Here is a 25906-nt window from a genome sequence, read left to right on the forward strand (position 1 = left end):
AGGCTGCGATTTTTGCTTTTGCTTCAGGAAGATTTTTTTTCAGGTTCGCGAATCTTGTACCAGGCCACATACAGCGCCGGCAGGAACAGCAGCGTCAGCAGCGTCGCCACGACGATGCCGCCAATCATCGCGTAGGCCATCGGCCCCCAGAACACTTCGCGGGCGATCGGGATCATGCCCATGCTCGCTGCCGCTGCGGTGAGCAGGATCGGTCGGCGCCGGTGTTCGGTGGCTTCGACCACCGCGTCCCACGGCGCATAGCCTTTCTGCTCGAACTCATCGATCTGCGTCACCAGAATCACCGAGTTGCGGATGATGATGCCGATCAGCGCGAGAATCCCGAGGATCGCCACGAAGCCCATCGGCGTGCCGGTCGGCACCAGCGCCAGGACCACGCCGATCAACCCCAGCGGCGCCACACTGGCGACCAGGAACATCTTCTGCACGCTGTGCAACTGGATCATCAGGAACGTTGCCATGAGGAACAGCATCAGCGGCAGCACCTTGGCAATCGGCCCCTGGGCCTTGCCGCTTTCCTCGACCGTGCCGCCGGTGGCGACCTTGTAGCCGACCGGCAGTTTCGAGGCAAAAGCATCGATCGACGGCTTGAGCAATTTCACCAGATCGGTCGGCTGAATCTCGTCGCGCACCGAGGCCTTGATGGTAATGGTCGGCAAGCGGTCGCGACGCCAGACCAGCGGTTGTTCCAGTTCATAGCGCACGGTGGCGAACGCCAGCAGCGGAATCGAGGTGCCGCTCGGCGTAACGATCTGCAGGTTCTGCAGGGTTTCCGGCGTGCCGCGTTCTGAATCCACCGCGCGACCGACCACGTTGATCAGGTAGATGTCGTCATCGACCTGGGTCAACGGTGAGCCGCTGACAATGCTGTTCATCAGGTTAGCCACGTCCTCGGACGACAGCCCGAGTTGCCGCGCCTTGTCTTGGGCGATGTCGATGCGCAGGACTTTGCCGGGCTCGTTCCAGTCGTAAATGATCTCGCCGATGTGCGGGTTCTTGTCCAGTTCGGTGGCCAGGTCGATGGCGTGTTTGCGCACCTGATCGACGTCTTTGCCGCTGACTCGATACTGAATCGGACGCCCCACCGGCGGGCCCATTTCCAGAGCCTGCACGTAGCTGCCGATGCCGACGAAGTCTTTGTGCAGGCGCTCACGCAAGCGCTGGCTGAGGGACTCGCGGGCTTCGAAATCCTTGCTGACGATCACCAGTTGCGCGTAGTACGGGTTCTGCAACTGTTGGTCCAGCGGCAGGTAGAAACGGATCGCCCCCTGACCGATGTAAGTGCTCCAGCGCACGATGTCCGGGTCGCCCTTGAGCGTCGCTTCGAGCTTGTCCACCGCCTTGCGGGTTTCGTCGATCGAGGCGTTTTGCGGCAGGTTCAGGTCGACCAGAATTTCCGGGCGGTCGGAAGCGGGGAAGAACTGGTTCTGCACGAAACGCATGCAGAACACCGCCAGCACGAACAACAGCACGGTGACGCCGATCGCCCACCAACGATTGCGCATGGCCCACAACAGACCACCGTTGAAGGCGCGACCGACGCGACCCGGCTCGGCATCGTGGGCCTTCACCTTGTCGCTGAGGATGTGCACGCCAATCACTGGTGCGAAGAACACCGCCACCACCCACGAGACGATCATCGCCACGGCAATCACCGCAAACAGCGTGAACGTATATTCACCCGCCGAACTGGCGTTGAGACCAATGGGCACGAAACCGGCGACGGTCACCAGCGTACCGGTGAGCATCGGGAATGCCGTCGAGGTGTAGGCGAACGTCGCCGCCTGCTCCTTGCTCTCGCCCATTTCCAGGCGGGTGACCATCATTTCCACGGTGATCATCGCGTCGTCCACCAGCAGACCGAGGGCGATGATCAGCGCGCCGAGGGAAATCCGCTGCATGGTGATGCCGCTGTATTCCATGAACACAAACACCATCGCCAGCACCAGCGGAATCGAGCAGGCCACCACCAGACCGGCGCGCACGCCGAGGCTGATGAAGCTCACCACCAGCACGATGATGACCGCTTCGAACAGCGCGCTGGTGAAACCGCCGACGGCCTCTTCCACCACCACCGCCTGATCGGAAACGGTGTGCACGCCGACGCCGACAGGCAAGTCAGCGGTGAGCTGGTCGATTCGCTCGTGCAGCGCCTTACCGAATTCCTGAACGTTGCCGCCCTTCTGCATGGCAATCGCCAGGCCGATCGCCGGTTTGCCGTCGAAGCGGAATTCCGGTGTCGCCGGGTCGACGTAGCCACGGCTGATCTCGGCGATGTCGGCCAGACGATAGAAGCGATCGTTGAGCTTGAGATTGACCTCGGCCAGATCTTTCTCCGACTCGAACTGGCCCGAGGTGCGCACGGAAATCCGCTCCGGCCCCGCCTCGATCACCCCGGCCGGAGTCACCGCGTTCTGCGATTGCAGGCTCTGCACCACCTGGCGCTGGTCGATACCTAACGCGGCAAGTTTGCGCGTGGAGAAATTCAGGTAAATCGTTTCGTCCTGCTGGCCGACCATTTCGATCTTGCCCAGCCCCGGCACGTTGCGGATCTCGGCCCGCGCCTGTTCCACGTAATCGCGCAACTGGCGCATGGTCAGGCCGTCGGCGGTGAAGGCGTAGACCGAGCCGTACACGTCACCGAACTCATCGTTGAACCCCGGCCCCTGAATGCCCTGGGGAAACTGGCCGCGAATATCGTCGATCTTCTTGCGCACCTGGTACCAGATTTGCGGAATGTCCTCAGCGCTGGTGGTGTCGCGCAGGTACACGTACACCGTCGATTCGCCGGGGCGGGTGTAGCTTTTCACGTAATCGAGGGAATCGAGCTCTTCGAGTTTTTTCTCGATGCGGTCGGTGACCTGCTTGAGGGTTTCTTCCTGGGTCGCGCCCGGCCATTTGGTCTGGATCACCATGGTCTTGATGGTGAATGACGGGTCTTCTTCGCGGCCGAGATTGAAGTAGGAGAACACCCCCATCAGCAGCCCGACGAACATCAGGTACCAGACGAATGACTGGTGCTTCAAGGCCCATTCGGAGAGGTTGAAAGAGCCTTTCATTGACTATCCTCGTCAAGTTTTACCGATTGTCCGGGTTTGAGACTGTTGACGCCGGCGCTGACCACGCGCTCGCCGTTTTGCACGCCACCGGCCAGCACCACGCTGTTGTCGCCACGGCTGACCACGCTGACGTCGCGCGGGTTGACGGTTTTGTTCTGCGTGTCGATCACCCAGATCCGGATTTTACCGTCGGCTTCCTGCAACGCCGTCACCGGCAGTTCGATGCGCGGCTTGATCGCCGAGCTGAGGGTCACGCTGATCGCGGTGCCGAGGCGGAAACCGTCCGGCGTATCCGACAGGGTCAGGCGCGCGCGGCGGGTGCGCGTGGCGCTTTGCGCCTGGGGTTCGATCTCGCGGATGATCGCCGTGGTGTTGATGCTCGGGTCGAGTTGCGCGGCCACCGAGAACACCACGTCGCTGGGCAACTGATCGACCAGCGTATCGGGCAGATCGATCACCGCTTCCTTGATGTCCGGTTGCGCCAGCGTCACCACCTGTTGGCCGGCAGTTACCACTTGCCCGGCTTCGGCGTTCCACGCGGTGACCACGGCTTTATGATCGGAGCGCAGCTCGGTGTAGCTCAGTTGATCCTTGCTCTGGCTGACCGCCGCGCGTGCCTGATCGAGCGAGGCCTGAGTGGTTTTCAGATCGGTGTTGGCGACGTCCAGTTGCGCCTGCGCACCGACGCCGCGATCGAACAGCGCTTGCTGACGGCGTGCATTGGCCTGGGCGTTGATCAACTGCGCCTGGATCCTCGCCAGATCGCCTTGAGCCGAGCGCAACTGGTTTTGCTGATCGGACGGATCGAGGGTGGCGAGCAAGGTGCCCTTCTGCACCTCGGCGCCGACATCGACGTTGCGGCTGGCGATGCGTCCACCGACGCGGAAACCGGTGTTGCTCTCGTAACGCGCCTGAATGCTCCCGGCAAAGCGCCCGAGGCTTTCTTCGTTGAGCGCTTTGACCGTGACCGACAGCACCGGACGTACCGGTTCCGGCGGCGTTTCCTTTTCCGAGCAGGCGCCCAGCAGCAACGCCATGCACAACAGGCCGAGGCGCTTCATGGCTGCGCTCCCGGTTGCAGATCCTTGTAGGTGTTTTCGGCAATCTCGACTTTCATGCCGGGGTGCAGCAACTGACCGCCGGCGACAATGACTTTCTCGCCGCCCTTGAGACCTTCGCTGATGATCACTTTACCGGTCAGGTAACGGCCGACCGTGACCGTGTGCAACTGCGCTTCACCCTTGTCATCGACCAGCCATACCGCCGGGTCGCTGACGTTTTTTGTCAGCGCTGACCAAGGCAGTTCCACCGCCGATTTGCCGGTGCCCTTGGCGGTGGCACTGACCACCGAACCGAGCTGCATGCCCGGCGGCAGTTTGTCGAGGCTGACCTTGACCTGCACGGTGCCCGATTGCGCAGACACCGATGGCGTGATCTCACGCACGGTGCCGGTGGTCTTGATCGCGGGATCGTCGAGCAGGCTGACCACGATCGAACGATCGGACGGACGCTCGGCCAGCAGCGATTCGTAGACATTGAATACCGCGTCGCGGTCGCCATCGCGGGCGAGGCTGAAAATCGGCGCGGTGGCCTGCACCACCTGGCCGACTTCGGCCTGGCGCTCGGTGATCACCCCGGGTGCATCGGCGATCAGCGCGGTGTAGCTGAGCTGGTCCTTGGCGTTCGCCAGTTGCGCCTGCGCCGCGCTCAATGCGCTCTGACTGCTGCGCAGCGCGGCTTGTGCCGAATCGTATTCGCTCTGGCTGGTGTAGCCCTTGGGCAGGAGTTTTTGCTGACGCACGAAAGCGGCCGCCGTTTGCTTAACGCGGGCCTGTTCGGCGACGACCTGGGCCTGAGCGGAATCGACGTTGGTCTGCAGATCCTTCGGATCGAGTTTGGCCAGCACCTGTTTGGCCGTGACGCGGTCGCCGACATCGACCATGCGCTGGATGATCTTGCCGCCGACGCGGAATGACAGCTGGGTCTGCACCCGCGCCTGCACATCACCGGTGAGGGTCACCGCTGCGGCGTAGTTGGCCGGTTCGACCTCTTGCACAAAGACCCGTGGCAAGTATTCCTCAGCAGGCTTCTTGTCGCCGCAAGCGGTGAGCAACGCCATGGCGCTCACGGCCATCAGCACTTTCAATCCGGGACCCGCCATGCACACTCCTTGGCCTTAAATGCTGCTGTCGAGACGATACGACTTCAGAGCTTAGAACAGGGTTCCACGGTTGCGGACGCCAACACCAGATTTATCTCATTAAAGGTATGCTCCCCGCGTATCGCAGTGACCCGGAGAAGGATTTCATGCTCAACACCCTGGCCGTGGCCAATTACCGCTCGATCAACAAACTGGTGATTCCGCTCGGGCGCCTGAACCTGATTACCGGGCCAAACGGCAGCGGCAAGTCCAACCTCTACCGCGCCTTGCGCCTGCTGGCGGAAACCGCCCAGGGCGGTGTGGTCAATGCACTGGCGCGTGAGGGCGGGCTGGAATCGACGTTCTGGGCCGGGCCGGAAACCATCAGCCGACGCATGCGCAACGGTGAAGTGGCGATCGAGCCGACGGTGCGCCAAGGCGTGAAAAGGTTGCGCTTGGGATTCGCCGGCGAGGATTTCAGTTACGCCATCGGCCTGGGCCTGCCGGAGCCGAGCACTTCATGCTTTTCCCTCGACCCGGAAATCAAGCGTGAGTGCATCTGGGCCGGCCCGGTGTTTCGCCCGGCGAGCCTGCTGGTCGACCGCAACGGCCCGATGATCCGCGCCCGTGAAGGTCGCGCCTGGGATGTGCTGGCGCAACACACGCCGAACTTCGACAGCCTGTTCGATCAGGTCGGCAATCTGCGCAGCTCGCCGGAAGTGTTTCAGATGCGCGAATTCATCCGGCGCTGGCGCTTTTATGATCACTTTCGCAGCGATGCCGACGCGCCGGTGCGTCAGCCGCAACTGGGCACGCGCACGCCCGTCCTGCACCACGATGGCCGTGATCTGGCGGCGGCCTTGCAGACAATTATCGAGATTGGCGATCCGCAAGCACTGAGCGCGGCGATCAGCGATGCGTTTCCCGGCGCGCGGCTGAATATCGCACTGTTGGCCGGTGGGCGTTTCGCTATCGAGTTTTATCAGGAAGGCTTGTTGCGACCGCTGTCAGCGGCAGAACTGTCGGACGGCACTTTGCGTTATCTGCTGCTGATCGCCGCCCTGCTGACCCCACGACCGCCATCGCTGATGGTGCTCAACGAACCGGAAACCAGCCTGCACCCGGACCTGCTGCCGGCGCTGGCGCGGCTGATCATTCGCGCTTCGGAGCAGTGTCAGGTGTGGGTGGTGTCACATGCGCGACGATTGATCTCGGCGTTGCAGGAAGACCCGGAATGCAATTGCATCGTGCTGGAGAAGACGCTGGGCCAGACCGGGATTGTCGGGCAGCGGGTGCTGGATGAGCCGGCGTGGCAGTGGCCGGATTGAGGGTGCCAGCGAAAAGCCCCTCACCCTAACCCTCTCCCAGAGGGAGAGGGGACTTCACCGAGTTGTTTGCGAGAGTTACGCCGACCTGAAAGCCTGAAGTCGAACCTGATTTTGAAAAGCCCAGACATCGGCTCCCTCTCCCTTGGGAGAGGGCTGGGGTGAGGGGCGAGCCTCACCGCTGATCCAACGGGCAATCACCCCAACCACTTGCCCCCTTCACCAATCACACTCTCAGGCCGGGTGTCATCACTCAGCTCTTTGCGCACATATTGGGTGACCGAATTTTGCTTAGCCCATCTGGGCTGCCCACATTCATCTCGCTTAAACATTATTCTGCGGGTTTGCCGGGAAGGAATAAGACGGCTATTTTTCCTTGCGCTGTAGGACGGATCTTTTTTTCAGGAAAGACCTCCAAGGACCCACAGCTTTTGGCCAGACTCTCCGGCCCATCCACCACAAGGAAGAACAACATGGACGTAAAAGTGCCGCAGCGGCTGGATCCGCAGGACATTGTGAAATTGCTCAGGGCGTTGCGCCGGGCGTTGAAGACTACAGCGTAAGTCGAAAGCCCCTCACCCCAACCCTCTCCCGAAGGGAGAGGGGGCCGACCGTGGTGTCTTTCGTCGTACATCGACCTGACGAACCGAGTCGATTATGGATTCAGCGACGCACGAACAGGTCGGCGGGCCTCTACAGCATCCCCCAATCGGTCCCCTCTCCCTCTGGGAGAGGGCTAGGGTGAGGGGCTTTTCAAGACACACAAAAACGCCGATGACCATCACTGGCCATCGGCGTTTTCACGTCTGAAGCGGATTCACTCAAGCGTCAGATCAGAACGCCGGCAATACCGCGCCGCTGTACTTCTTCTCGATGAAGGCTTTGACTTCCGGGCTGGTCAGGGCCTTGGCCAGTTTCTGGATCGCGTCACTGTTCTTGTTGTCCTCACGGGCCACCAGGAAGTTCACGTATGGCGAGTCAGCGCCTTCAATCACCAGCGCATCTTTCTGCGGGTTGAGCTTGGCTTCCAGCGCGTAGTTGGTATTGATCATGTCCAGATCAACTTCTTTCAGCACGCGCGGCAGCAGCGCCGATTCCAGTTCCTTGAACTTGAAGTTGTGCGGGTTCTTGGCGATGTCTTTCGGCGTTGCCAGAGCGTTTTTCGGATCTTTCAGTTCGATCAGACCGGCCTTCTGCAGCAGGATCAGCGCACGGCCGCTGTTGCTGCCTTCGTTCGGGATGGCGATGGTGGCGCCATCCGGCAGTTCAGCCAAGGTTTTGTACTTGCTCGAGTAACCACCGAACGGTTCAACGTGGACGCCCTGCACGGTCACCAGGTACTTGGACTTGTCGTCCTTGTATTTGCCCTGGTTGAAGCTGTTCAGGTACGGCAGGGTCTGGAAGTAGTTGGCGTCCAGACGCTTCTCGCCAACCTGTACGTTCGGCTGCACGTAGTCGGTGAAGACCTTGATTTCCAGATCCACGCCTTCTTTGGCCAGGGTCGGTTTGATCAGCTCAAGGATTTCAGCGTGGGGCACCGGCGTTGCGGCAACCACCAGTTTCTCGCCGGCGTTGGCGAAAGAAGCCGTCAGCGCAGCCGCCAATGCGGTAAACAACAGAACCTTTTTCATGCAGTGTCCTTATCGAAAATCACGGTCGTCATCGACGACGGCATTTAATACGTGTGCCAGTGAAGTGATATCGCTGGCGTGGGTCGGACAATACCCGGATTTTTTATTCCCGGACAATAACGTTTATTCAGCTTCATATTCCATTTTGTTCATACAGCTCTACCTCAACTGTAGGAGCTGCCGAAGGCTGCGATCTTTTGATTTTCAAGGCTTTGAGACAGCTGAAGATCAAAAGATCGCAGCGTGCCGCAGCTCCTACAGAAGTTTGACGTTCGCCATCAATTGCTTGAGCGCGGCTTGGTCAGCGGGGGAGCCGGTGGTCAGGATCTGTTTGATCTGGCTTTCGATCTGCGTCAGCACCGGCGGCAGATTCAGATGTTCCGGCAGGATCTCGTCGCCGGTGCTGACCAGCAGGGCAAAGTGGATGACGTTTTCCAGTTCGCGAGTGTTGCCCGGCCAACTGTGTTGTTCGAGCACATGTTGCGCCGCTTCGCTGATCAGCGGTACGGGCAGGTCAAGACGCTGGCTGTAGATGCCAAGGAAATACTCGGCGAGCGAGAGAATGTCGCCAGTCCGCGCGCGCAACGCCGGCAGCTCCAGATGACCCTCGCTGAGATAGTGATAGAGACGCTCGTGGAATTTCCCGGCGTCCACGGCCTGGGCCAGATCGATGCTGGTCGCCGCCACCAGACGCACATCCACGGGGCTCGGCTGATGCGCACCGACGCGGGTGACTTCGTGATTTTCCAGCGCCGCGAGCAGCTTGACCTGAATCGGCAGCGGCAAATCGCCGATCTCATCCAGGTACAAGGTGCCGCCGTTGGCCGAACCGAACCAGCCGGCGCGGCTGCTGGCCGAACCGCTGTAACTGCCGGCGGCGTAGCCGAACAGCTCGGCGTCGGCGTAGGTCGGGCTGATCGCGCCGCAGTTCACCGAAACGAACAGACCGCTGCGGTCACTGGCGCGATGGATATGCCGGGCGAGCAGCTCTTTACCGGTGCCAGTCTCACCGCGAATCAACACTGAAATCGAACGGGGAGCCAACTGCTCCAACTCCTCGCGCAATTGCCGCGAGCGTGGGTCGACGAACACCAGCGCCTTGGCGCGAATGCTCAGGGGGCTCTTTTCCGCATCGGGAAAGGTCAGCAAGGGCTGACCGAAGGTTTCAAAACTCATGGCAGGCTCCCGCCCAAAACCGCCAGCCGACGGGGGCGTTGAAAAATTAGATCAGGCGCGACGGCGGGCGTGGTCTTCCAGGCGGTTTTGCAGGCGATAGAGATAGGCGAAACCCTGCTCCCAACGCTGATGCCCGGACTTGACGTTGATGTGCCCGGCACCGGCAAGAATCCCCGCCTCCGCCCCCCAGTTGCGTGCCAGTTCGAGCGCGCGCGGGGCACTGACGGCGGCGTCGTTGTCGGAGCTGACGACCTGACTGGGAAACGGCAAAAGATCCGTCGGGATCGGCGCGAAATTGCGCAGTGCCGGCGCACATGCAGGACGCTCGACATCGGCCGGCGCAACCAGCAACGCCCCGCGCACCTGACGCAGGTATTGCAGCGGCGCAGTCGCCGCCCAGTGGGCAACGGTGATGCAGCCGAGGCTGTGAGCGATGAGAATGACCGGCGTGCTGTCGGCGGCAATCGCTTCGGCCAGCGCGGCGACCCAGTCCTCACGACGCGGCGTCAGCCAATCGGCCTGTTCCACCCGTGCGCTGTTCGGCAGGCTGTTCTGCCAATGGCTTTGCCAATGATCTTCTGGCGATCCTTGCCAGCCCGGCACAATCAGGTAGCGGATTGATTCGTTGCGCATGGGGAAGCTCTCCTGCGTCGTGTCTGTTCCGGGTCGAGTATAGGGAGATGAGTTATATTCGTTAAGGAATAAGAAGCTATTTATTAAGACCTGTATCGAATATGTGATCTGTGTAGGGCATGAGATTCTTCCCCCTCACCCCAGCCCTCTCCCCCAAGGAGCGAGGGGGAAAGGGAGCTGATCTTCAGGCTCTTCAAATCTTGAGTTCGACTGGATTTCTCATATCGGTGTATAGCCGCCAGACAACCCGGTCAGTCCCCTCTCCCTCCGGGAGAGGGCTAGGGTGAGGGGCTTTTCAAAAACTGAACGCAAAAAAAGGGCCGCACCCTGCCAAGGAGACGGCCCCGGAAAAACGAAATCTGTCACCGCGCAGTAATCACCGACAACTTGGTAATCCCCGCCCGTTCGATCGAAGCCATGGCTCGCGCCACTTCGCCGTAATTCACCCCGTCATCGGCCTGCAATTGCACGCGCACCTCCGGGTCCTTGGCTTTGGCCGACTTGAGGTTGAATTCGAGCAAGTCGGGCTGAATCTCGTCCTTGTTGATAAACAGTTTGCCGACGCCGTCGATGCTCACCACCAGCGGATCCTTCTGCTCGACCGGTGCCACCGCTTCGGTCTTCGGCAGGTTGATCGGGATCGCGTTGGTCAGCAGCGGCGCGGTGACGATAAACACCACCAGCAGCACCAGCATCACGTCTACCAGCGGCGTCACGTTGATTTCGCTGAGCACCTCATCCGTGTCTTGCGTGGAGAAGGCCATATCAGGACGCCTCCTTCACTTTTGCCGCGTTGCCCGACGTTGCCACTTTGTGTGCGGTCGGGTGGATCAGCACGCGGAACGCGCTCTTCTGCGCCAGGCTGTAGAAGTCGTGGGCAAAGTCATCGAGATCCGCGGCGGTCAGTTTCAGCCTTCGCAAAAAATAGTTGTAAACCAGCACCGCCGGCACCGCGACGGCGATCCCCACGCCGGTCGCGACGAGTGCCGCACCGATCGGGCCGGCCACCGTTTCCAGGCTCGCCGAACCGGCGGCGCTGATGCCTTTCAAGGCCTCCATGATTCCCCACACCGTGCCAAACAGACCAATGAACGGCGAGGTGCTGCCGATACTCGCGACAACCGCCAGACCGGTTTCCAGCGAACGCCGTTCGCGGACGATCTGCTGGCGCAAGGCACGCTCGAGGCGATCCTGATGGTTGATCGCCTGGCTCAGATCATTCGCCTGCGGCGCCTCGCCCACCTGGATCGCTGCATAGCCAGCCTGCGCCACTCGCGCTGCGGCGCCGGGCTGGGTTTCGCTCAACTCTGCCGCGGCATCCAGACTCGACGCCGCCCAGAAACGTTTGTGAAAGCGCCGATCCTGCGCTTTCAGACGACCGAACTGCACAGCCTTGAGCAACGCCAGGCCCCAAGTGGCAACGGAAAAAACCACCAGCAGCCAGATCACCGCGCTTTCGATGGATTCCAGTGGAGATGCCAGTAACGTCATGATGTGTTCCCTCGTGTAAACATTTCGCGCGAATTTGGTTTCGGTTTAATGAATCTTGAAATCGATGGGCACGCTGACCCAGCCGTCCTGGGCGACATCACCCTGCTTGGCCGGGACGAAACTCCAGCGCTTGACGGCATTCAGCGCCGCATCGTCGAGCTGTTGCCGACCACTGCTTTTGGCAATCTGGATCTCGCCCGGTTTGCCGCTGGCCAACACATGCACCCGTAACAACACCGTGCCTTCCCAACCGCGCCGCTGGGCCAGCGACGGGTATTCCGGCGCCGGATTTTTCAGATACGCAGCGTTGGCTGAAGCCGGAGTAACAGGCGCCGGTGCCGGTGGCGCAGGAGGCGCTGGAGCGGCGACCGGGGCTGCGGGTTTCGCTGGCGCTGGCGGTTGCTCTACTGCCTTCGGCGCCGGTTTGGGCGGCGGTTTCACCACCGGTTTGGGTTTGGCGATCGGCTTGGGCGGCGGCGGTTTCACCGCCAACTCGTCCTCCACTGGCGGTGGCGGCTCGACCACGGGCGCCGGTGGTGGCGGCGCAACAACCGGCGGCGCGGGCGGAGCCGGGCGAGAAAACTCGATAGTCATCGGCGGAATTTCCGGCGGTACCACCGGCAGCACTGGCGTCGGTTTCTGGCTGACCCAATAAATCACCGCACCGTGCACAATCAACGCGAGCACACCGAGCAGAAGGGTTTCGCGCCGACTCAAAATGCCCTTGGGCGCACGCTGCAAACGCAACTGCCCCAACGGCACCCGGTGCGGCCGGCCAAGATCGACCAGTTCGCCACTCGGCGTGTGCCGCCACAGCAATTCCCCTGCGCTGGCGGCGGTCTGGACATTGCCCATTGTTCAACTCCCTGCGGTCTCTTTCCGTTCTACGAGCCAAAGCGATCGACCCGCCATTCTTGAAGCCCCCACGGCGTAGTCGATGGGGCAATCATTGGCTGTGGACGCTTATCACCGAAAGTAATCTTTAACGTTATCCATAGGCCTTCAAGGAATATACAAATCGTCCGTTTTTACCGAAGCCGCGCACTACAAGGCCTGCAGCGATCTGCCATAAACGCCATGCTTTTACGGCATGAAAAGTATTCGGCTACGGCATCCGTTAACGCCTTAAAAGGCTGGTTTTGGTTCGCTGAATGCCGATGTTAGGCGCGATTGCCGCCGTCGCTGTCGATCAGCTGCGTCTGCTTGCCGGCGCCGCTGAGGATTGGTTGAACGGCCATGTCCAGGTCAGCGCCTTGAAAGCTCAATTAAAAGTCGTAGCGACCGGTAACGCCGAGGGTTCGCGGGGTGCCGAGCAGGCCTTCATAGCCGCCGTTGCCGCCGGTCCACAGAGTCGTGTAGTAGGTTTTGTCGAAGGCGTTTTTCAGCCACAGCGAGACATCCCACTGGCCCTGATTGAAATCACCGCGCAGGCCGGTGGAAAGGTTGACCACCGCGTAACTGGGTATCTGCCCGTAATCGGAATCCTCGACCGTGCCCACCGCTTTGGAGCGAAACGCATAGCTGCCGGTGACGTAGGGTTCGAAGCCGTTATCCAGATTCCATTTGTATTCGCCGTTGGCGTTGCCGATCCATTTCGACGCGCCGACCACTTGATGGCCGCTGAGATCGCAGGAGGCCGGCGCACCCGGGGCCTGGCTGACTTCCGGCGGGCATGGCGCATCCTTGTACGAAAGGTAGCTGACGTCGTTATAGGAGCCGTTGAAATTCAGGGTCAGGCCACGCAGCGGCACCAAGGTGCTTTCGAACTCGATGCCGCGCGAGCGCACCGAGCCTGCGTTGGTCAGGTATTGCACGCGGTTGGCGGCGTCGTAGGCGTTGGTCTGGTAAGCGTTGACCTGGGTCCAGAACACGTTGGCGTTGAGTTGCAGGCGGCGATCCCACAGGGTGCTTTTGAAGCCGAGTTCGGCGTTGTTGGCGCGCTCGGTGCCGATCAATAACGAGTCGGCGCCAGCGGTAGGTGCGGAGCCGACCGCAAGGTTGACCCCGCCGGATTTCTCGCCGTGGGACAGCGTGGCGTAACCGAGCACATCGTCGGTGATGCGATAGCTCAGGTTGAGCAGTCCCGAGGGGCTGGAGCTGTACTGATTCAAGTCTCCGGAATCGTAGACGCCGGCACGGCCGCGACGCGCATTGGCTGCCGCGCCGGCCACAGCTACACCGCCGACCGGCGCGTTGCGGCCGACCGAGGCGTTTTTCTCCTCGTAGGTGCCACGCACCCCGGCGGTGAAATCCAGCCGCTCGCTCAGGTGCCAGGTGCCTTGGGCAAACAGGGCGAAACTGTCGGTCTTGATATGGCCGTTGCCGACGCTGCTGACGTTGGCCAGGGCGCCTGCCGGCGTGCCGTTCCAGATATCCGCTTGCGGGCCGTAATAGGCGAAGGATTTGTTGTCCAGGTCCGAGCCGAAATAGTAGGCGCCGACCACGTAATCGAAGAACTCGCCCTTGGGCGAGGCCAGGCGAAATTCCTGCGAGTACTGTTTGTCTTCCACCGACACACCGGCGTTGTAACTGGCCGGCACATTGAGGCCGTCATCGTTGCGCGGGGTGAAATTCCAGAAACGATAAGAGCTGACCGACGTCAGGGTGAAGTCGCTCGGCAACGTCCAGTTGGCTTCCACTGAAGTGCCGCCCTGATGCACGGTGACGTGCTGGTCATTGTCGAGATTGACCTTGCGATGCCGGCCGTTGACCAGCGTCGCCCCGGCCGCGCTGGCCCGCGATTCATACAGATTGACGCCGTTGATGGTCGGCCCGGTGTTGTACAGCACGCGGGTGCCGGCACTGGAATCTTCTTCGTTGTAATCGCCGATCCAGCGCAGATTGAAATTTTCATTGGGCTTGAACAACAGCTGCGCGCGGAAGCCCTCGCGGGAGCCGCCGTTGAGGTCGTGGCCGTCATATTCGTTCTTGATGTCGCCGTCACTGCGCGTCCGATAGGCGGAAAAACGTCCGGCCAACTCATCATTGAGCGGCCCGGAAATCGTGCCCTTGGTCTGGAAATAACCGTCCTCGCCGACCGATGTTTCGATGCTGCGCTCAGGCGTGAAACTGGGCGCGCGGGTGCTGATATTGATGACCCCGGCGGTGGTGTTCTTGCCGAACAGCGTGCCCTGCGGCCCGCGCAAGACCTCAAGCTGCTCGATATCCATCAAGTCGAACACTGCCATACCCGGACGGCCCAGATAAACGTTGTCGATGTACAGGCCAACGCTGCCTTCCAGGCCATCACTGGCCGGGTTGTTACCGAGGCCACGGATCGACACGCTGGACTGCCGCGCATGCATGTAAGCGACGTTGACGCTGGGCACCAGTTGCTGCAAATCCTGAATCCGGTAAACCCGTTGCGTCTCCAGATTCTGCCCGCTGACCACGCTCATTGGCGTCGGCACGTCTTGCGAACTTTCTTCGCGGCGGCGGGTGGTGACGGTCACGGTTTCCAGCTGCGAACCGTTGGCCGCCGCTGTGTCTGCGGGGACGGGCGGAGGGGTTTCGGCTTCGGCGGCATAGCCGTGAGTCCAGCTGGCGCTGCCTGCCAGCAACAGCGCCAAAGGCAGGCGTTTGAGCCGTCGGGGAGATGGGGGTAACGCGAGATTCAACGGACTCATGGCGCGGCTCCTGGTCAAAAAACACACAGACATCTTCAGTGCTGCATATTCTTTTCAGTTATTTATTTATGGATTTACAAATATTTACTGCATAAGAGATTGCCTTTATAAGGAGTCGACCTAATGCATATCCAATGCATTTCCCGGATATTTTTTATGTGAAAAATGCATATCGACTTGCGCCAATTGCGTCACTTCATCGCTCTGGTTGAGCAACGCAGCTTTGTCGCTGGCGCGCAGGCGGTGAACCTGTCGCAGTCGGCATTCAGCCGCAGCATCCAAGCACTGGAACACAGCGTCGGCTGCCAGTTGGTCGACCGTGGACGCAAGGAATTGCCGCCGACCAAACAGGGCCAGGTCCTGCTCGAACACGCACGGCGACTGGTCAGTGGTGCGCAGCAGATGGCCAACGAGATCAGCCAGTTCAACGGCCTCGAAGCCGGGGAGTTGCGCTTCGGTTGCGGGCCGGCGCCGGCGGCCGGATTGATCCCGCGCGCGATCGGCGCGTTCATCGGTCGCTACCCGAAAGCACGGGTGCAGTTTCAGGTCGATGACTGGCAAAGTCTGAGCAAACGCCTGCTCAGCGAAGAGTTCGAATTTTTCGTCGCCGATACCCGACAATTCGAGGCCGACCCGGATTACCAGACCCACCGCCTGCGGGCGCGCAAATGGCATTTCTGCTGCCGCGCCGGGCATCCGCTGACGGCGTTCGAACGCATCACCGCCGAGCAGTTGCTGAGTTATCCACTGGCGGTCAGCATTCGCCCGCCGAACCTGCGCAAGGTCATCGTCGACCTCAGCGGCCGCCCTGATTTCACCCCGAATGTGGAATGCGAAAACGGCTCGACGCTGTTGAGCGTGGTGCTGCGTTCGGAGGCGATCGGAATTGTCGGCGCGTATTCCGATGCGCTGCATCTGGCCAAGGGTGAGCTGGTCTGTTTGAAGATCGAAGGCCTGGCGGATGATCTGGAGGAGCTGTACACCCGCTATGGGATTGTCAGCCGCGCGGGGTATCGGTTGTCGCCACTGGCCGAGGCGATGATCGAACAGATCAAGGCGATTGATGCGGAGGATGAGGAGGTGTGTTCGCTGGAGAATTTCGCGGTCTGAGCTGGCCCCTTCGCGAGCAGGCTCGCTCCCACAGGAATACGCATTTCAAATGTGGGAGCGAGCCTGCTCGCGAAGAGGCTGATGCAATCGCTGCATAAAAACCATTCCCCAAATGCACTTGCCGAAAACCCCCACCGACAGCGAAAACCCTCACCTGTCCCACTGACCGGTGAACTCCATGCCCACCCCATCCAACCCCGTGCGCAACGTGCTGTACATCATGTGCGATCAACTGCGCCGCGATTACCTGTCCTGCTCCGGACACCCGCATCTGCATACACCGAATATCGATCGCCTCGCAGCTCAAGGGGTGCGTTTCAGCCGTGCCTACACCCAAGGTACGATCTGCGGCCCGTCGCGGATGTCGGCCTACACCGGGCGCTATGTCAGCAGCCATCAAGTGGCCTGGAACGCGGTGCCGTTGCCGCTGGATGAATTGACGATCGGCGATTACCTGCGACCTCACGGCATCCGCACCGCGCTGGTCGGCAAGACCCATGCGACGGCCAATGTCGACGCCTTGCAGCGGCTGGCGATCAACCCGCAAAGCGCGCAAGCCGAGTTGCTCAATGAGCTCGGCTTCGAACCGTACCTGCGCCACGACGGCATCTACCCCGACGATCCGTCATTCGACGACAAGCGCGAATCCGCGCCCTATACCCAATACCTGCGCGCGCAGGGCTTCGATGGCAAGAATCCCTGGCACGACTGGGCGAATGCCGCCGAAGGCGAGAACGGTGAAATCCTCAGCGGCTGGAAAATGCGTCATGCGAATTTGCCAGCACGAATTCCCGAGCAACACTCAGAGACTGTCTACACTACAACTCGGGCCATCGACTTCATCGCTGAGCAAGGCGAGAAATCCTGGTGTTTACACCTCTCGTACATCAAACCACATTGGCCATATATCGTACCGTCGCCATACCACGCCTTGTACAGTACGAAATCGATTCTGCAACCGATCCGCGCGACGCTCTCCGAAGCCAGCAAACACCCCGTATACACTGCCTTTCGCCAACATGAGGAAAGCCGCAACTTCTCCCGCGATTCAGTACGATTGAATGTAATCCCCACCTACATGGGCCTGATCAAGCAAGTGGATGATCAGTTGGGGAGACTGTTCGATTTTCTACAGAGCAACGGGCGCTGGGATGACACGTTGATCGTGTTCACCAGCGATCACGGCGATTTCCTCGGCGATCATTGGCTCGGCGAGAAGGAGTTTTTGCTGGAGCAGGCGGTGGGTGTGCCGTTGATCGTGCGCGATCCTCGGGGGGCGGCGGATGTCACTCGCGGCACTGTCGATGAGCGCTTGGCAGAAACCATCGATGCGCTGCCGTCATTTCTTCAAGCACTGGGATTGCCGGCAGCAGAGCATCGGCTTGAAGGGCGTTCATTGATCCCGTTGCTGCACGGGGAAAATCCCGATTGGCGCCGCTATGCAATCAGCGAATACGACTACGCCTTCCAGGCCCCGGCGCGGGAACGTCTCGGCCAGCCGATCGACCGTTGCCGCATGACCATGGTGCGCAGCGAGCGCTGGAAATACCTGGCGTACGACGGGTTTAGACCGCAGCTGTTTGATCTGTTGAATGATCCGCAGGAGCTGAATGATCTGGGTGAGGACCCGGCATACGCGGCGGTGCGCGAGGAGCATGCCGGATATCTGTTTGAGTGGATGAGGGGGTTGAAGCGGCGGACGACGATCAGCCATCCGGAGATCGATTTGCGCGGGCAGCGGTTTCGTTATGGCGAACCGGAAACCGAGAAGGTTGTTCAGATTGGTATTTGGTAGCGGGAAGAGCCCCTCACCCTAACCCTCTCCGGGAGGGAGAGGGGACTGAATGGGGGATATTTCAGAGGTGCACCGACCTGATCCAGCTTCACCGAATCCATAATCGATAAGGTCTTTCAGGTCGATGCATAACGCGAGATAACTCGGTCGGCTCCCTCTCCCTCTGGGAGAGGGCTGGGGTGAGGGGCTCTTGATCTTCAATCACGACCTTTGATGGTCTGGCTGCGCTGCCCATTCACCCCCACCGGCACCTCGCCCTTGAGCGTCACCCGGCGCACCACGCGATCCTGGGTGCCGTAATCATCAATCGCGTAATGCTGCGTCGAGCGGTTGTCCCAGATCGCCACATCTCCAGCCTGCCAGCGCCAGCGCACGGTGTTTTCCTGGCGGATCACATGGCTCTGCAGCAAGCCGAACAGGTGTGCCGAATCGGCCTGTGAATAACCTTTGATGCGTTTGACGAAATGCCCCAGCAGCAAGCTCTTCTCGCCGCTGATCGGGTGCACGCGCACCACCGGGTGCTCGGTTTCGTAGACGGTCGAGGTGAAGACTTTGCGATAGCGCTCCAGCTTCTCTGCCGAGACGTCCGGCTTCGCCCCGGCGTAGTCGTACTCGTTGCTGTGCACAGCGGTCAGTTTGTCGGCCAGCTCACGCAGCTCGCTCGGCAAACCGCTGTAAGCGGTCGCGGTGTTGGCCCACAGCGTATCGCCGCCGAATGCCGGCGCAACCACCGAGCGCAGGATCGATGCTTTCGGATAGGCATCAACGAAGGTCACGTCGGTGTGCCAGGAATTGGCGCGCTGGCCCTCGGCGCCGTCCAGCTCCAGAAGGTAGCGAGTGCCTTCACGCACCGGCACGGTCGGGTGCGCCACCGGTTCGCCAAGCAGATGGGCAAAGGCTTCCTGACGCTGATCGTCGAGTTGCGTCTGCTCGCGGAAGAACAGCACTTTGTATTCGACCAAGGCTTGCTGGATGGCTTCGACAGTGGCGGCGTCCAGCTCACCGGACAGGTGAACGCCGCGGATTTCGGCACCGATACGACCGGCCACCGGGTGAATTTCCAGCGCGTGAGAAACGGGTTTTACAGCGAGTGCGGCATTGCTCATGGGAAGACCCTCATCGACGGCTTGCGGTTTTGACGGCAGCGAAACAACGCTTTATCTATATTCCATTTACATCTAATAGATAATCACATGCTTCGTTGACGGAATAAGAGCTTGCATTTAAAACCTCAAGCAACCCTCGTCGCAAATGCCTTCGAGCTATTTTTAGGATGCCGGAAAAGCATATGGATCTTCGCCAGTTGCGCTACTTCATCGCCCTTAACGAACACCGCAGTTTTGTCCGTGCGGCAGACGCCATGGGCATCACTCAACCGGCGTTCAGCCGCAGCATTCAGGGGCTGGAGCAGGAATTCGGTTGCGTGCTGGTCGATCGCGGCAACAAGGATCTGCGCCCTACGCCCGAGGGCCAGGTGGTGCTGCAACACGCCCTGAGCCTGGTGCAGGGCGCAGCTTTGCTCAGCGCCGAAGTGACGCAGATGACCAAGCTCGACGCTGGCGAAGTGCACTTCGGCTGCGGCCCGGCGCCGGCAGTGAAACTGGTGCCGGATGCGGTGGCGCAGTTCATCAATGCGCACCCGAAAGTGCGCACCTGTTTTCAGGTGGATAACTGGGAAAAACTCAGCCGTGCGCTGAGCCGCGAAGAGATCGAATTCTTCATCGCCGACATCCGCCATTTCGAATCCGACCCGAATTTCCAGACGCAACCGCTGACGCCCAAGCGCGGCGTGTTTTTCTGCCGACCGGGGCATCCGTTGCTGGCCAAGGAAAGCCTGTCGACCAACGACATGTTCGACTACCCGCTGGCCGCCACACTGATCCCGCCGGGCATTCGCAAGCTGCTGGCGAACCTGAGCGGGCGCATCGATTTCTCGCCGACCATCGAGACCGAGCACTTTCCGGCACTGGTCAAAGTGGTGCTGCAATCCAATGCGATAGGTGTCGGTACCGAGGAGGCGTTTGCCGAGGATGTTGCCAAGGGCTCGCTGGTGCTGCTGCACTGGCGCAACCTGCCGCAGAACCTCGAAAGCATGAACGCCCGTTGCGGCATCGTCAGCCGCACCGGGTTTCGACTATCACCAGCAGCGAGGGCAATGATCGAGACGTTGATTGCGGTGGATCGGCAGGACGTCAGCGTCGCTGTCTGAAACCCTTTCGCGAGCAGGCTCGCTCCCACACAGGACCTGTGTACACATCCAATGTGGGAGCGAGCCTGCTCGCGAAGAGGGCAGCGAAGACGCTGGAGATCTAAAGCTTGGCGGCTGAGAGTTCAGGCGCCACCCAATCACTGACCTTGAACGGCTTGCGGATCAGCTTCTGCTGCGCCGCCAGGTCGACCTTGTCCTGCAGGCCGCTCAAGAACACCGGATCCAGTGTCGACGGGAAAATCTCACTGAGATTCTGGTCCTTCAGATCCTGAGCCAGAATCACCGGCGGATAACTGGCCAGCCCTGATACCAGCTGCACATAGGCGTCCTTGTTGCTGTCCTGCGTCAGCCACTCGACCGCTTGCTGCTGCGCCTTGAGCAGTTTCGCAATGACCTCAGGATGGGCGTCGACAAACTTGCCATTACCCAGCAGCACCGCCTGCACGCTGCCAGCGCCGCCAAGGTCCTTGGTGTTGAGCGGCAATTCCGCCAGGCCTTTGGCTTGCAAGGCACTCAGCGCGGAGCTGCCCCACGAGGCATCGATCTGCTTGGCCGCGAGTGCCGAAACCGCCGCGTTGAAATCCAGATTGATCACCTTCAGATCCTTCTCGCTCAGGCCCTGACTGGCCAGCGCCGCATCGAACGACAGCTGCGTCGCCGTCCCGCGAAAGATCGCCACGCGTTTGCCCTTGAGATCCTGCAAGGTCTTGATCCCCGAGCCGGGCACCACGCCGAGGTATTGCTTGACCCCACGCGCCGTCGCGCTGAGCAGGCGCGTGTCCAGACCGTTGGACTTGCCGATGATGGCGGCCAGATCACCGAGATAGGCCAGATCGACCTGCCCATTGGCAAACGCCTCATTGATCACCGGCCCGGCGCCCTTGAAGAAACTCCACTGGATCTTGATGCCCTGCTCGGCGAAGGCCTTTTCGAAGATCTGCTGATCGCGCAGCACATCGACGATGCCGCCGCCGCTGTGCTGCGTACCGGCGCTGAGGTCGGGCACGGCGATGCGGATTTCCTTGAGCTCCTCGGCTTGGGCGCCAAGCGCGAGAAAGCCTGCAAGCGCGGGGACGGCAAACAGGCTGAGGATTCGTTTGAAGGGAAGGTTCATGGGTGCGGCTCCTTGATCGCTGAGGAGCCGAAAGTAGGCTGACTGGCTACATTCGCTTAAATACTAAAAATTCACATTTTTATATCTTTATGAGCTAAGCAAGTGGTTGTGCGGCGTGCAGCGCGATATGCATTAACAGCATCGAAAATATTCTTCGAATGCATTGGATGCGCGTAAGCAGGCAAGCCTTAAATGGATTCGCTTATCTCCCGATAGCATCGAACGCAACTTTGTTAGATCAGTTTCATATATGACGAAACCCAGTGTGGGAGCGAGCCTGCTCGCGAATAGGCCATACCAGCCGACATCAGTGCTGCCTGAAACAGCCATTCGCGAGCAGGCTCGCTCCCACATGAAAAGCGGTTCGCCATGCAACCCGACAACGGAGGTCACCCATGGCCCGTCAATCTCTGCTCAGCCTGCCGCTGGCCGCGCCGCCGCTGAAAAGCCGTCGCACCTGGCCGAGCCTGAATCAACGCCTGTTGCCCTGGCTGTTGCCCGTCAGCCTGTTCGTCCTGTGGTGGCTGGCCGCGCGCAATCAGTGGATGAGCGAGCAGATCCTGCCGGCGCCATCGCTGGTGTGGAGCAGCGCTGTGGAACTGGCCCAAGGCGAGTTGTGGAGTCATTTGTGGATCAGCCTGCAACGGTTGTTCTGGGGCTTGTTGGCAGGCGTTTCGACCGGCGCGGTGCTTGGCGCCGCACTGGGCTTCAGTCGACGTCTGGAGCGCCTGGTTTTTCCGACATTCGCCGGATTGGCGCAGGTGCCGACGCTGGCGTGGATTCCGCTGTTCATGGTGTTCTTCGGCATCGGCGAAGTGCTGAAACTGGTGGTGCTGATCAAGGCCATTGTGGTGCCGGTGACCTTGCACACACTGGTTGGCGTGCGCGATGCGCAACCGAAACTGCGCGAAGCCGCCGCCGTGTTGCGCCTGCCGCCGCGTCTGCTGATTCGTCGTCTGGTGCTTCCCGCTGCGCTGCCGGCGTTCATGGCCGGTGTGCGCCTGGCACTCGCCGCCGGCTGGACCTCGTTGCTGGCGGTCGAGCTGCTGGCCTCCAGTGAAGGCATCGGCTATCTGATGGTCTGGGCGCGGCAGCTGTTCATGCTCGACATCGTGTTCGTGTGCATCGTGGTCATCGGTCTGATCGGTGTGGCCATGGATCGCGGCATCGGCCTTCTCGACCGCAGACTGGTGCACTGGCCGCACCCGGCCACCGCGCACATCACACGCGGCCCGCGCTATCAGGGCTGGCAACGCCTGCAACCGTGGCTGTTGCCGCTGGGCTTGTTGGCGCTCTGGCAACACGCCAATGATCAGCAGTGGGTCGACGCGAATATTCTGATCAGCCCTGCGGCTGTGCTGAGCACGACGTGGGACGGACTACTCGACGGCACGCTGGTCAACGGCATGGCGCTGAGCCTGAGCCGCACCCTGGGCGGCTTGCTGATCGGTGGCGGCCTCGGTTTCGCCCTGGGCTTGCTGCTCGGCCTGTCGCGTTTCAGCGAACGCCTGCTCGGCCCGACACTCGCCGCACTGCGGCAGATTGCGATTTTCGCCTGGGTGCCGCTGCTCACCGCGTGGTTCGGTCTCGGCGAACTGGCCAAGTGGGTCTTTGTCGCCCTCGCTGCTTTCTTTCCGCTGTTCGTCGCCACCCAGCGCAGCGTCGCCAACCTCTCGCCGCAACTCAACGAAGCCGCGCAAGTGCTGCGCCTGAGCCTCGGCCAGCGCCTGCGTCGACTGGTCCTTCCCGGTGCTGCGCCGGGGATTTTCGCAGGGCTCAGATTGAGCCTGATCTACGCCTGGCTCGGCACCATCGGCGCTGAATATTTCATGCCGTCCAATGGCGGCATCGGCAGCCAGATGATCGGCGCGCAGCAGCTGTTGCGCATGGATCTGATCATGGCCGGCATGCTGCTGGTCGGCCTCACCGGCGCCCTGCTCAACCTGATCGGCCAACGCCTGGAAATTCGCGCGACCCGCTGGAGACACGCATGAACGCACCGATTGTCAGCTTCAACCACGTAGGCAAATCCTTCGCCGTCAACGGTTTCGAACTGGAGGCGATTCGCGAATTCAACCTGGACATTGCCGAGGGCGAATTCGTCGCCATCGTCGGCTCCAGCGGCTGCGGCAAATCCACTTTGCTGCGTTTGCTGGTCGGCCTCGACACCGAGTTTCGCGGACAGATCAGTGTCGATGGCAAGGCCGTCAGCGGCATCGGCGGCGAGCGCGGTATCGTCTTTCAGGAACATCGTCTGTTTCCGTGGCTGACGGTCGCCGACAACATCGGCCTCGGTCTGGTCAATGAACCGCTGAGCGGAGCGCAGAAACAACAACGCATCAAAGACTTTATCGAGCTGGTCGGCCTCAGCGATTTCACCGCGGCCTATCCGCATCAACTCTCCGGCGGCATGGCGCAGCGCGTGGCGATTGCTCGCGGTCTCGTCGCCAGCCCGCGAATCCTGTTGCTCGACGAACCCTTCGGCGCCCTCGACGCACTGACCCGCCAGCAAATGCAGGACGAACTGCTGGCAATCCGCGAACGAGCAAAGATCACCACGATTCTGGTGACCCACGATGTCGAGGAAGCGATTTTTCTGGCCGATCGCGTGGTGGTGATGGAGCCGCGTCCGGGGCGGATCAAGCAAGTGGTCGACATCGCCCTGCCGCACCCGCGCCAGCGCAGCAGTTACGACTTTCATCAGCTGCGCGAAGAACTGCTGCACGAGCTGACCAGTGATGACCATTACCAACCGAGCGCACCGGTGCAGATCCGCGATCTGCCGCTGACGTTCATTGCCTGCTGAACAGGAGTTTCGCGATGCCGCAACGTCCCAACTTTCTAGTGATTCTGGCCGACGACCTAGGCTTTTCCGACATCGGTGCGTTCGGCGGCGAAATCGCTACGCCGAACCTCGATGCGCTGGCCGAGAACGGCCTGCGCCTGACCGATTTCCACACCGCACCGACCTGCTCGCCGACGCGCTCGATGCTGCTGACCGGCACCGATCACCACATCGCCGGCATCGGCACCATGGCCGAAGCGTTGACCCCGGAACTGATCGGCAAACCTGGCTACGAAGGCTACCTGAATGACCGCGTCGTCGCCCTGCCCGAGCTGCTGCGCGAGGCCGGCTATCAAACCTTGATGAGCGGCAAATGGCATTTGGGTCTGAAGGCTGAACTGGCGCCCCATGCGCGCGGTTTCGAGCGCTCGTTTTCACTGTTGCCGGGCGCTGCCAACCACTATGGTTTCGAGCCGACCTACGATGAGCAAACGCCGGGCCTGCTGAAATCCACCCCGGCGCTGTACATCGAGGACGATCAGTTTGTTGACGAGTTGCCGAAGGATTTCTATTCCTCCGATGCCTTCGGCGACAAGCTGCTGCAGTACCTCAAGGAACGCGATCAGACCCGGCCGTTCTTCGCTTACCTGCCCTTCTCCGCGCCGCACTGGCCGCTGCAGGCACCGGCCGAGATCGTCGAGAAATACCGTGGCCGCTATGACGCCGGCCCACAAGTGCTGCGCCTCGAACGCCTGGAAAAACTCAAGGCACTGGGTCTGATCGAGGCAGACGTCGAACCGCACCCGCTGATTCAGCTCAGCGCGCAGTGGGACGCGATGAGCGATGAACAAAGGCAGATTTCCGCACGAGCCATGGAGGTCTACGCGGCGATGGTCGAGCGCATGGACTGGAACATCGGCCGGGTCGTCGATTACCTGCGCCAGCAAGGCCAGCTCGACAACACCTTCATCCTGTTCATGTCCGACAACGGTGCCGAAGGCGCGCTGCTGGAAGCGTTCCCCAAATTCGGCCCGGAGCTGATGACCTACCTCAACCAGCATTACGACAACAGCCTCGACAACATCGGCCGGGCCAATTCCTACGTCTGGTACGGGCCGAACTGGGCGCAAGTGGCAACCGCGCCGTCACGCTTGTTCAAGGCTTTCACCACCGAGGGCGGGATCCGCGTGCCGGCGCTGCTGCACTATCCGCAACTGCCGCTCAAAGGGCAGATCAGCCATGGTTTCGGCACGGTGATGGATATCACCCCGACCATTCTCGATCTGGCTGGCGTGCGGCATCCGGGTAAACAGTGGAAAGGCAAAGCGGTGGCGCCACTGCGCGGCAAGTCGTGGCTGGGCTTCCTGTCCGGCGAGACCGCGCAGGTGCATGACGAGCATACGGTCACCGGTTGGGAATTGTTCGGACGCCGGGCGATTCGCCAGGGCTCGTGGAAAGCGGTATGGATCCCCGGGCCGGTCGGGCCAGCGACCTGGCAGCTTTATGATCTGGCGAATGATCCAGGGGAGATTCATGATCTGGCGTTGAGTCAGCCGCAGAAACTCACTGACCTGATCGGGCATTGGCAGCGGTATGTAGAAGAGACCGGGGTGATCCTCAGTGCTTCGCCGTTTCAGCCGGATTGAACCAAGATCAAAAGCCCCCCTCACCCCCAGCCCTCTCCCTGAGGGGGAGGGGGAAAGGGAGCAGATCTTCATGCTTTTCCAACCTGAGGTCGGCTCGAAATTTCAGGTCGATGTATCCAGCATAAACAGCTGGATCAGTCCCCTCTCC

General features: G+C 60.8%; 19 protein-coding genes. 7 read left to right on the forward strand and 12 right to left on the reverse strand.

Annotation, left to right across the window (positions count from 1 at the left end; genetic code table 11):
• Window positions 1–23: 23 nt before the first annotated feature.
• From ACV8MC_RS05530 to ACV8MC_RS05540, 3 genes are read right to left on the reverse strand one after another with little or no spacing between them, the layout of a single operon-like run.
• Window positions 24–3077: an efflux RND transporter permease subunit gene (locus ACV8MC_RS05530; RefSeq protein WP_236168240.1), complete on the reverse strand. Its 3054-nt coding sequence runs from the start codon at window positions 3075–3077 to the stop codon at window positions 24–26.
• Entirely contained in the window at window positions 3074–4138 is a 1065-nt protein-coding gene (locus ACV8MC_RS05535) for an efflux RND transporter periplasmic adaptor subunit (protein ID WP_236168241.1), read from the reverse strand. Before ACV8MC_RS05535 ends, ACV8MC_RS05530 begins: the two co-directional genes overlap by 4 nt.
• The gene (locus ACV8MC_RS05540; RefSeq protein ID WP_150637886.1) at window positions 4135–5238 is read right to left on the reverse strand and encodes an efflux RND transporter periplasmic adaptor subunit; all 1104 of its coding nucleotides are present in this window, start codon (window positions 5236–5238) and stop codon (window positions 4135–4137) included. Before ACV8MC_RS05540 ends, ACV8MC_RS05535 begins: the two co-directional genes overlap by 4 nt.
• Before the next feature lie 146 nt (window positions 5239–5384).
• Between ACV8MC_RS05540 and ACV8MC_RS05545 the strand changes: the two genes are divergently transcribed.
• Window positions 5385–6545 carry an AAA family ATPase gene (locus ACV8MC_RS05545; protein ID WP_056787044.1) on the forward strand — a complete coding sequence of 387 codons (1161 nt, stop codon included), beginning with the start codon at window positions 5385–5387 and terminating at the stop codon, window positions 6543–6545.
• Between the two features lie 830 nt (window positions 6546–7375).
• Here the strand turns inward: ACV8MC_RS05545 and ACV8MC_RS05550 are convergent.
• From ACV8MC_RS05550 to ACV8MC_RS05580, 7 genes are all read right to left on the reverse strand, one after another.
• The gene (locus ACV8MC_RS05550; RefSeq protein ID WP_016772222.1) at window positions 7376–8173 is read right to left on the reverse strand and encodes a MetQ/NlpA family ABC transporter substrate-binding protein; all 798 of its coding nucleotides are present in this window, start codon (window positions 8171–8173) and stop codon (window positions 7376–7378) included.
• 255 nt (window positions 8174–8428) lie between these two features.
• Entirely contained in the window at window positions 8429–9349 is a 921-nt protein-coding gene (locus ACV8MC_RS05555) for a sigma 54-interacting transcriptional regulator (protein WP_236168242.1), read from the reverse strand.
• A gap of 51 nt (window positions 9350–9400) precedes the next feature.
• On the reverse strand, window positions 9401–9982 hold the full coding sequence (locus tag ACV8MC_RS05560; RefSeq protein ID WP_041477456.1) for an alpha/beta hydrolase: 582 nt from the start codon (window positions 9980–9982) through the stop codon (window positions 9401–9403).
• Window positions 9983–10344: 362 nt separating this feature from the next.
• Window positions 10345–10746, reverse strand: a complete 402-nt coding sequence (locus ACV8MC_RS05565) for an ExbD/TolR family protein (RefSeq protein ID WP_056787038.1) — start codon at window positions 10744–10746, stop codon at window positions 10345–10347.
• Window position 10747: 1 nt separating this feature from the next.
• Window positions 10748–11473, reverse strand: a complete 726-nt coding sequence (locus ACV8MC_RS05570) for a MotA/TolQ/ExbB proton channel family protein (protein WP_041477454.1) — start codon at window positions 11471–11473, stop codon at window positions 10748–10750.
• Window positions 11474–11518: 45 nt separating this feature from the next.
• Window positions 11519–12328 carry an energy transducer TonB gene (locus ACV8MC_RS05575; RefSeq protein WP_236168243.1) on the reverse strand — a complete coding sequence of 270 codons (810 nt, stop codon included), beginning with the start codon at window positions 12326–12328 and terminating at the stop codon, window positions 11519–11521.
• Between the two features lie 410 nt (window positions 12329–12738).
• Window positions 12739–15099, reverse strand: coding sequence for a TonB-dependent receptor (locus ACV8MC_RS05580; RefSeq protein ID WP_236168244.1), 2361 nt, complete (start codon window positions 15097–15099; stop codon window positions 12739–12741).
• 165 nt (window positions 15100–15264) lie between these two features.
• On the opposite strand from ACV8MC_RS05580, the gene ACV8MC_RS05585 reads away from it, so the two are divergent.
• Window positions 15265–16209, forward strand: coding sequence for a LysR family transcriptional regulator (locus ACV8MC_RS05585; RefSeq protein ID WP_236168245.1), 945 nt, complete (start codon window positions 15265–15267; stop codon window positions 16207–16209).
• 178 nt (window positions 16210–16387) lie between these two features.
• On the forward strand, window positions 16388–18004 hold the full coding sequence (locus tag ACV8MC_RS05590; protein ID WP_457264703.1) for an alkaline phosphatase family protein: 1617 nt from the start codon (window positions 16388–16390) through the stop codon (window positions 18002–18004).
• A 197-nt stretch (window positions 18005–18201) separates the two neighbouring features.
• Here ACV8MC_RS05590 and ACV8MC_RS05595 read toward each other — a convergent pair whose 3' ends face one another.
• Complete coding sequence (locus tag ACV8MC_RS05595) at window positions 18202–19110, reverse strand: TauD/TfdA dioxygenase family protein (RefSeq protein WP_056787022.1); 909 nt, start codon at window positions 19108–19110, stop codon at window positions 18202–18204.
• Between the two features lie 182 nt (window positions 19111–19292).
• Between ACV8MC_RS05595 and ACV8MC_RS05600 the strand changes: the two genes are divergently transcribed.
• Window positions 19293–20213: a LysR family transcriptional regulator gene (locus ACV8MC_RS05600; protein WP_041477448.1), complete on the forward strand. Its 921-nt coding sequence runs from the start codon at window positions 19293–19295 to the stop codon at window positions 20211–20213.
• A 100-nt stretch (window positions 20214–20313) separates the two neighbouring features.
• On the opposite strand, the gene ACV8MC_RS05605 is transcribed toward ACV8MC_RS05600, so the two are convergent.
• Window positions 20314–21327 carry an ABC transporter substrate-binding protein gene (locus ACV8MC_RS05605; RefSeq protein WP_056787018.1) on the reverse strand — a complete coding sequence of 338 codons (1014 nt, stop codon included), beginning with the start codon at window positions 21325–21327 and terminating at the stop codon, window positions 20314–20316.
• A 395-nt stretch (window positions 21328–21722) separates the two neighbouring features.
• Between ACV8MC_RS05605 and ACV8MC_RS05610 the strand changes: the two genes are divergently transcribed.
• From ACV8MC_RS05610 to ACV8MC_RS05620, 3 genes are read left to right on the forward strand one after another with little or no spacing between them, the layout of a single operon-like run.
• Window positions 21723–23321, forward strand: a complete 1599-nt coding sequence (locus ACV8MC_RS05610; protein ID WP_236168247.1) for an ABC transporter permease — start codon at window positions 21723–21725, stop codon at window positions 23319–23321.
• Window positions 23318–24133: an ABC transporter ATP-binding protein gene (locus ACV8MC_RS05615; RefSeq protein WP_041477445.1), complete on the forward strand. Its 816-nt coding sequence runs from the start codon at window positions 23318–23320 to the stop codon at window positions 24131–24133. The genes ACV8MC_RS05610 and ACV8MC_RS05615 overlap by 4 nt, the downstream gene beginning before the upstream one ends.
• 14 nt (window positions 24134–24147) lie before the next feature.
• Window positions 24148–25758 (forward strand): arylsulfatase, encoded by a 1611-nt coding sequence (locus ACV8MC_RS05620; RefSeq protein WP_150743119.1) that lies wholly within the window; start codon window positions 24148–24150, stop codon window positions 25756–25758.
• The last annotated feature ends 148 nt before the right edge of the window (window positions 25759–25906 follow it).

The organism is Pseudomonas sp. PK-RTE-24, assembly GCF_054052265.1.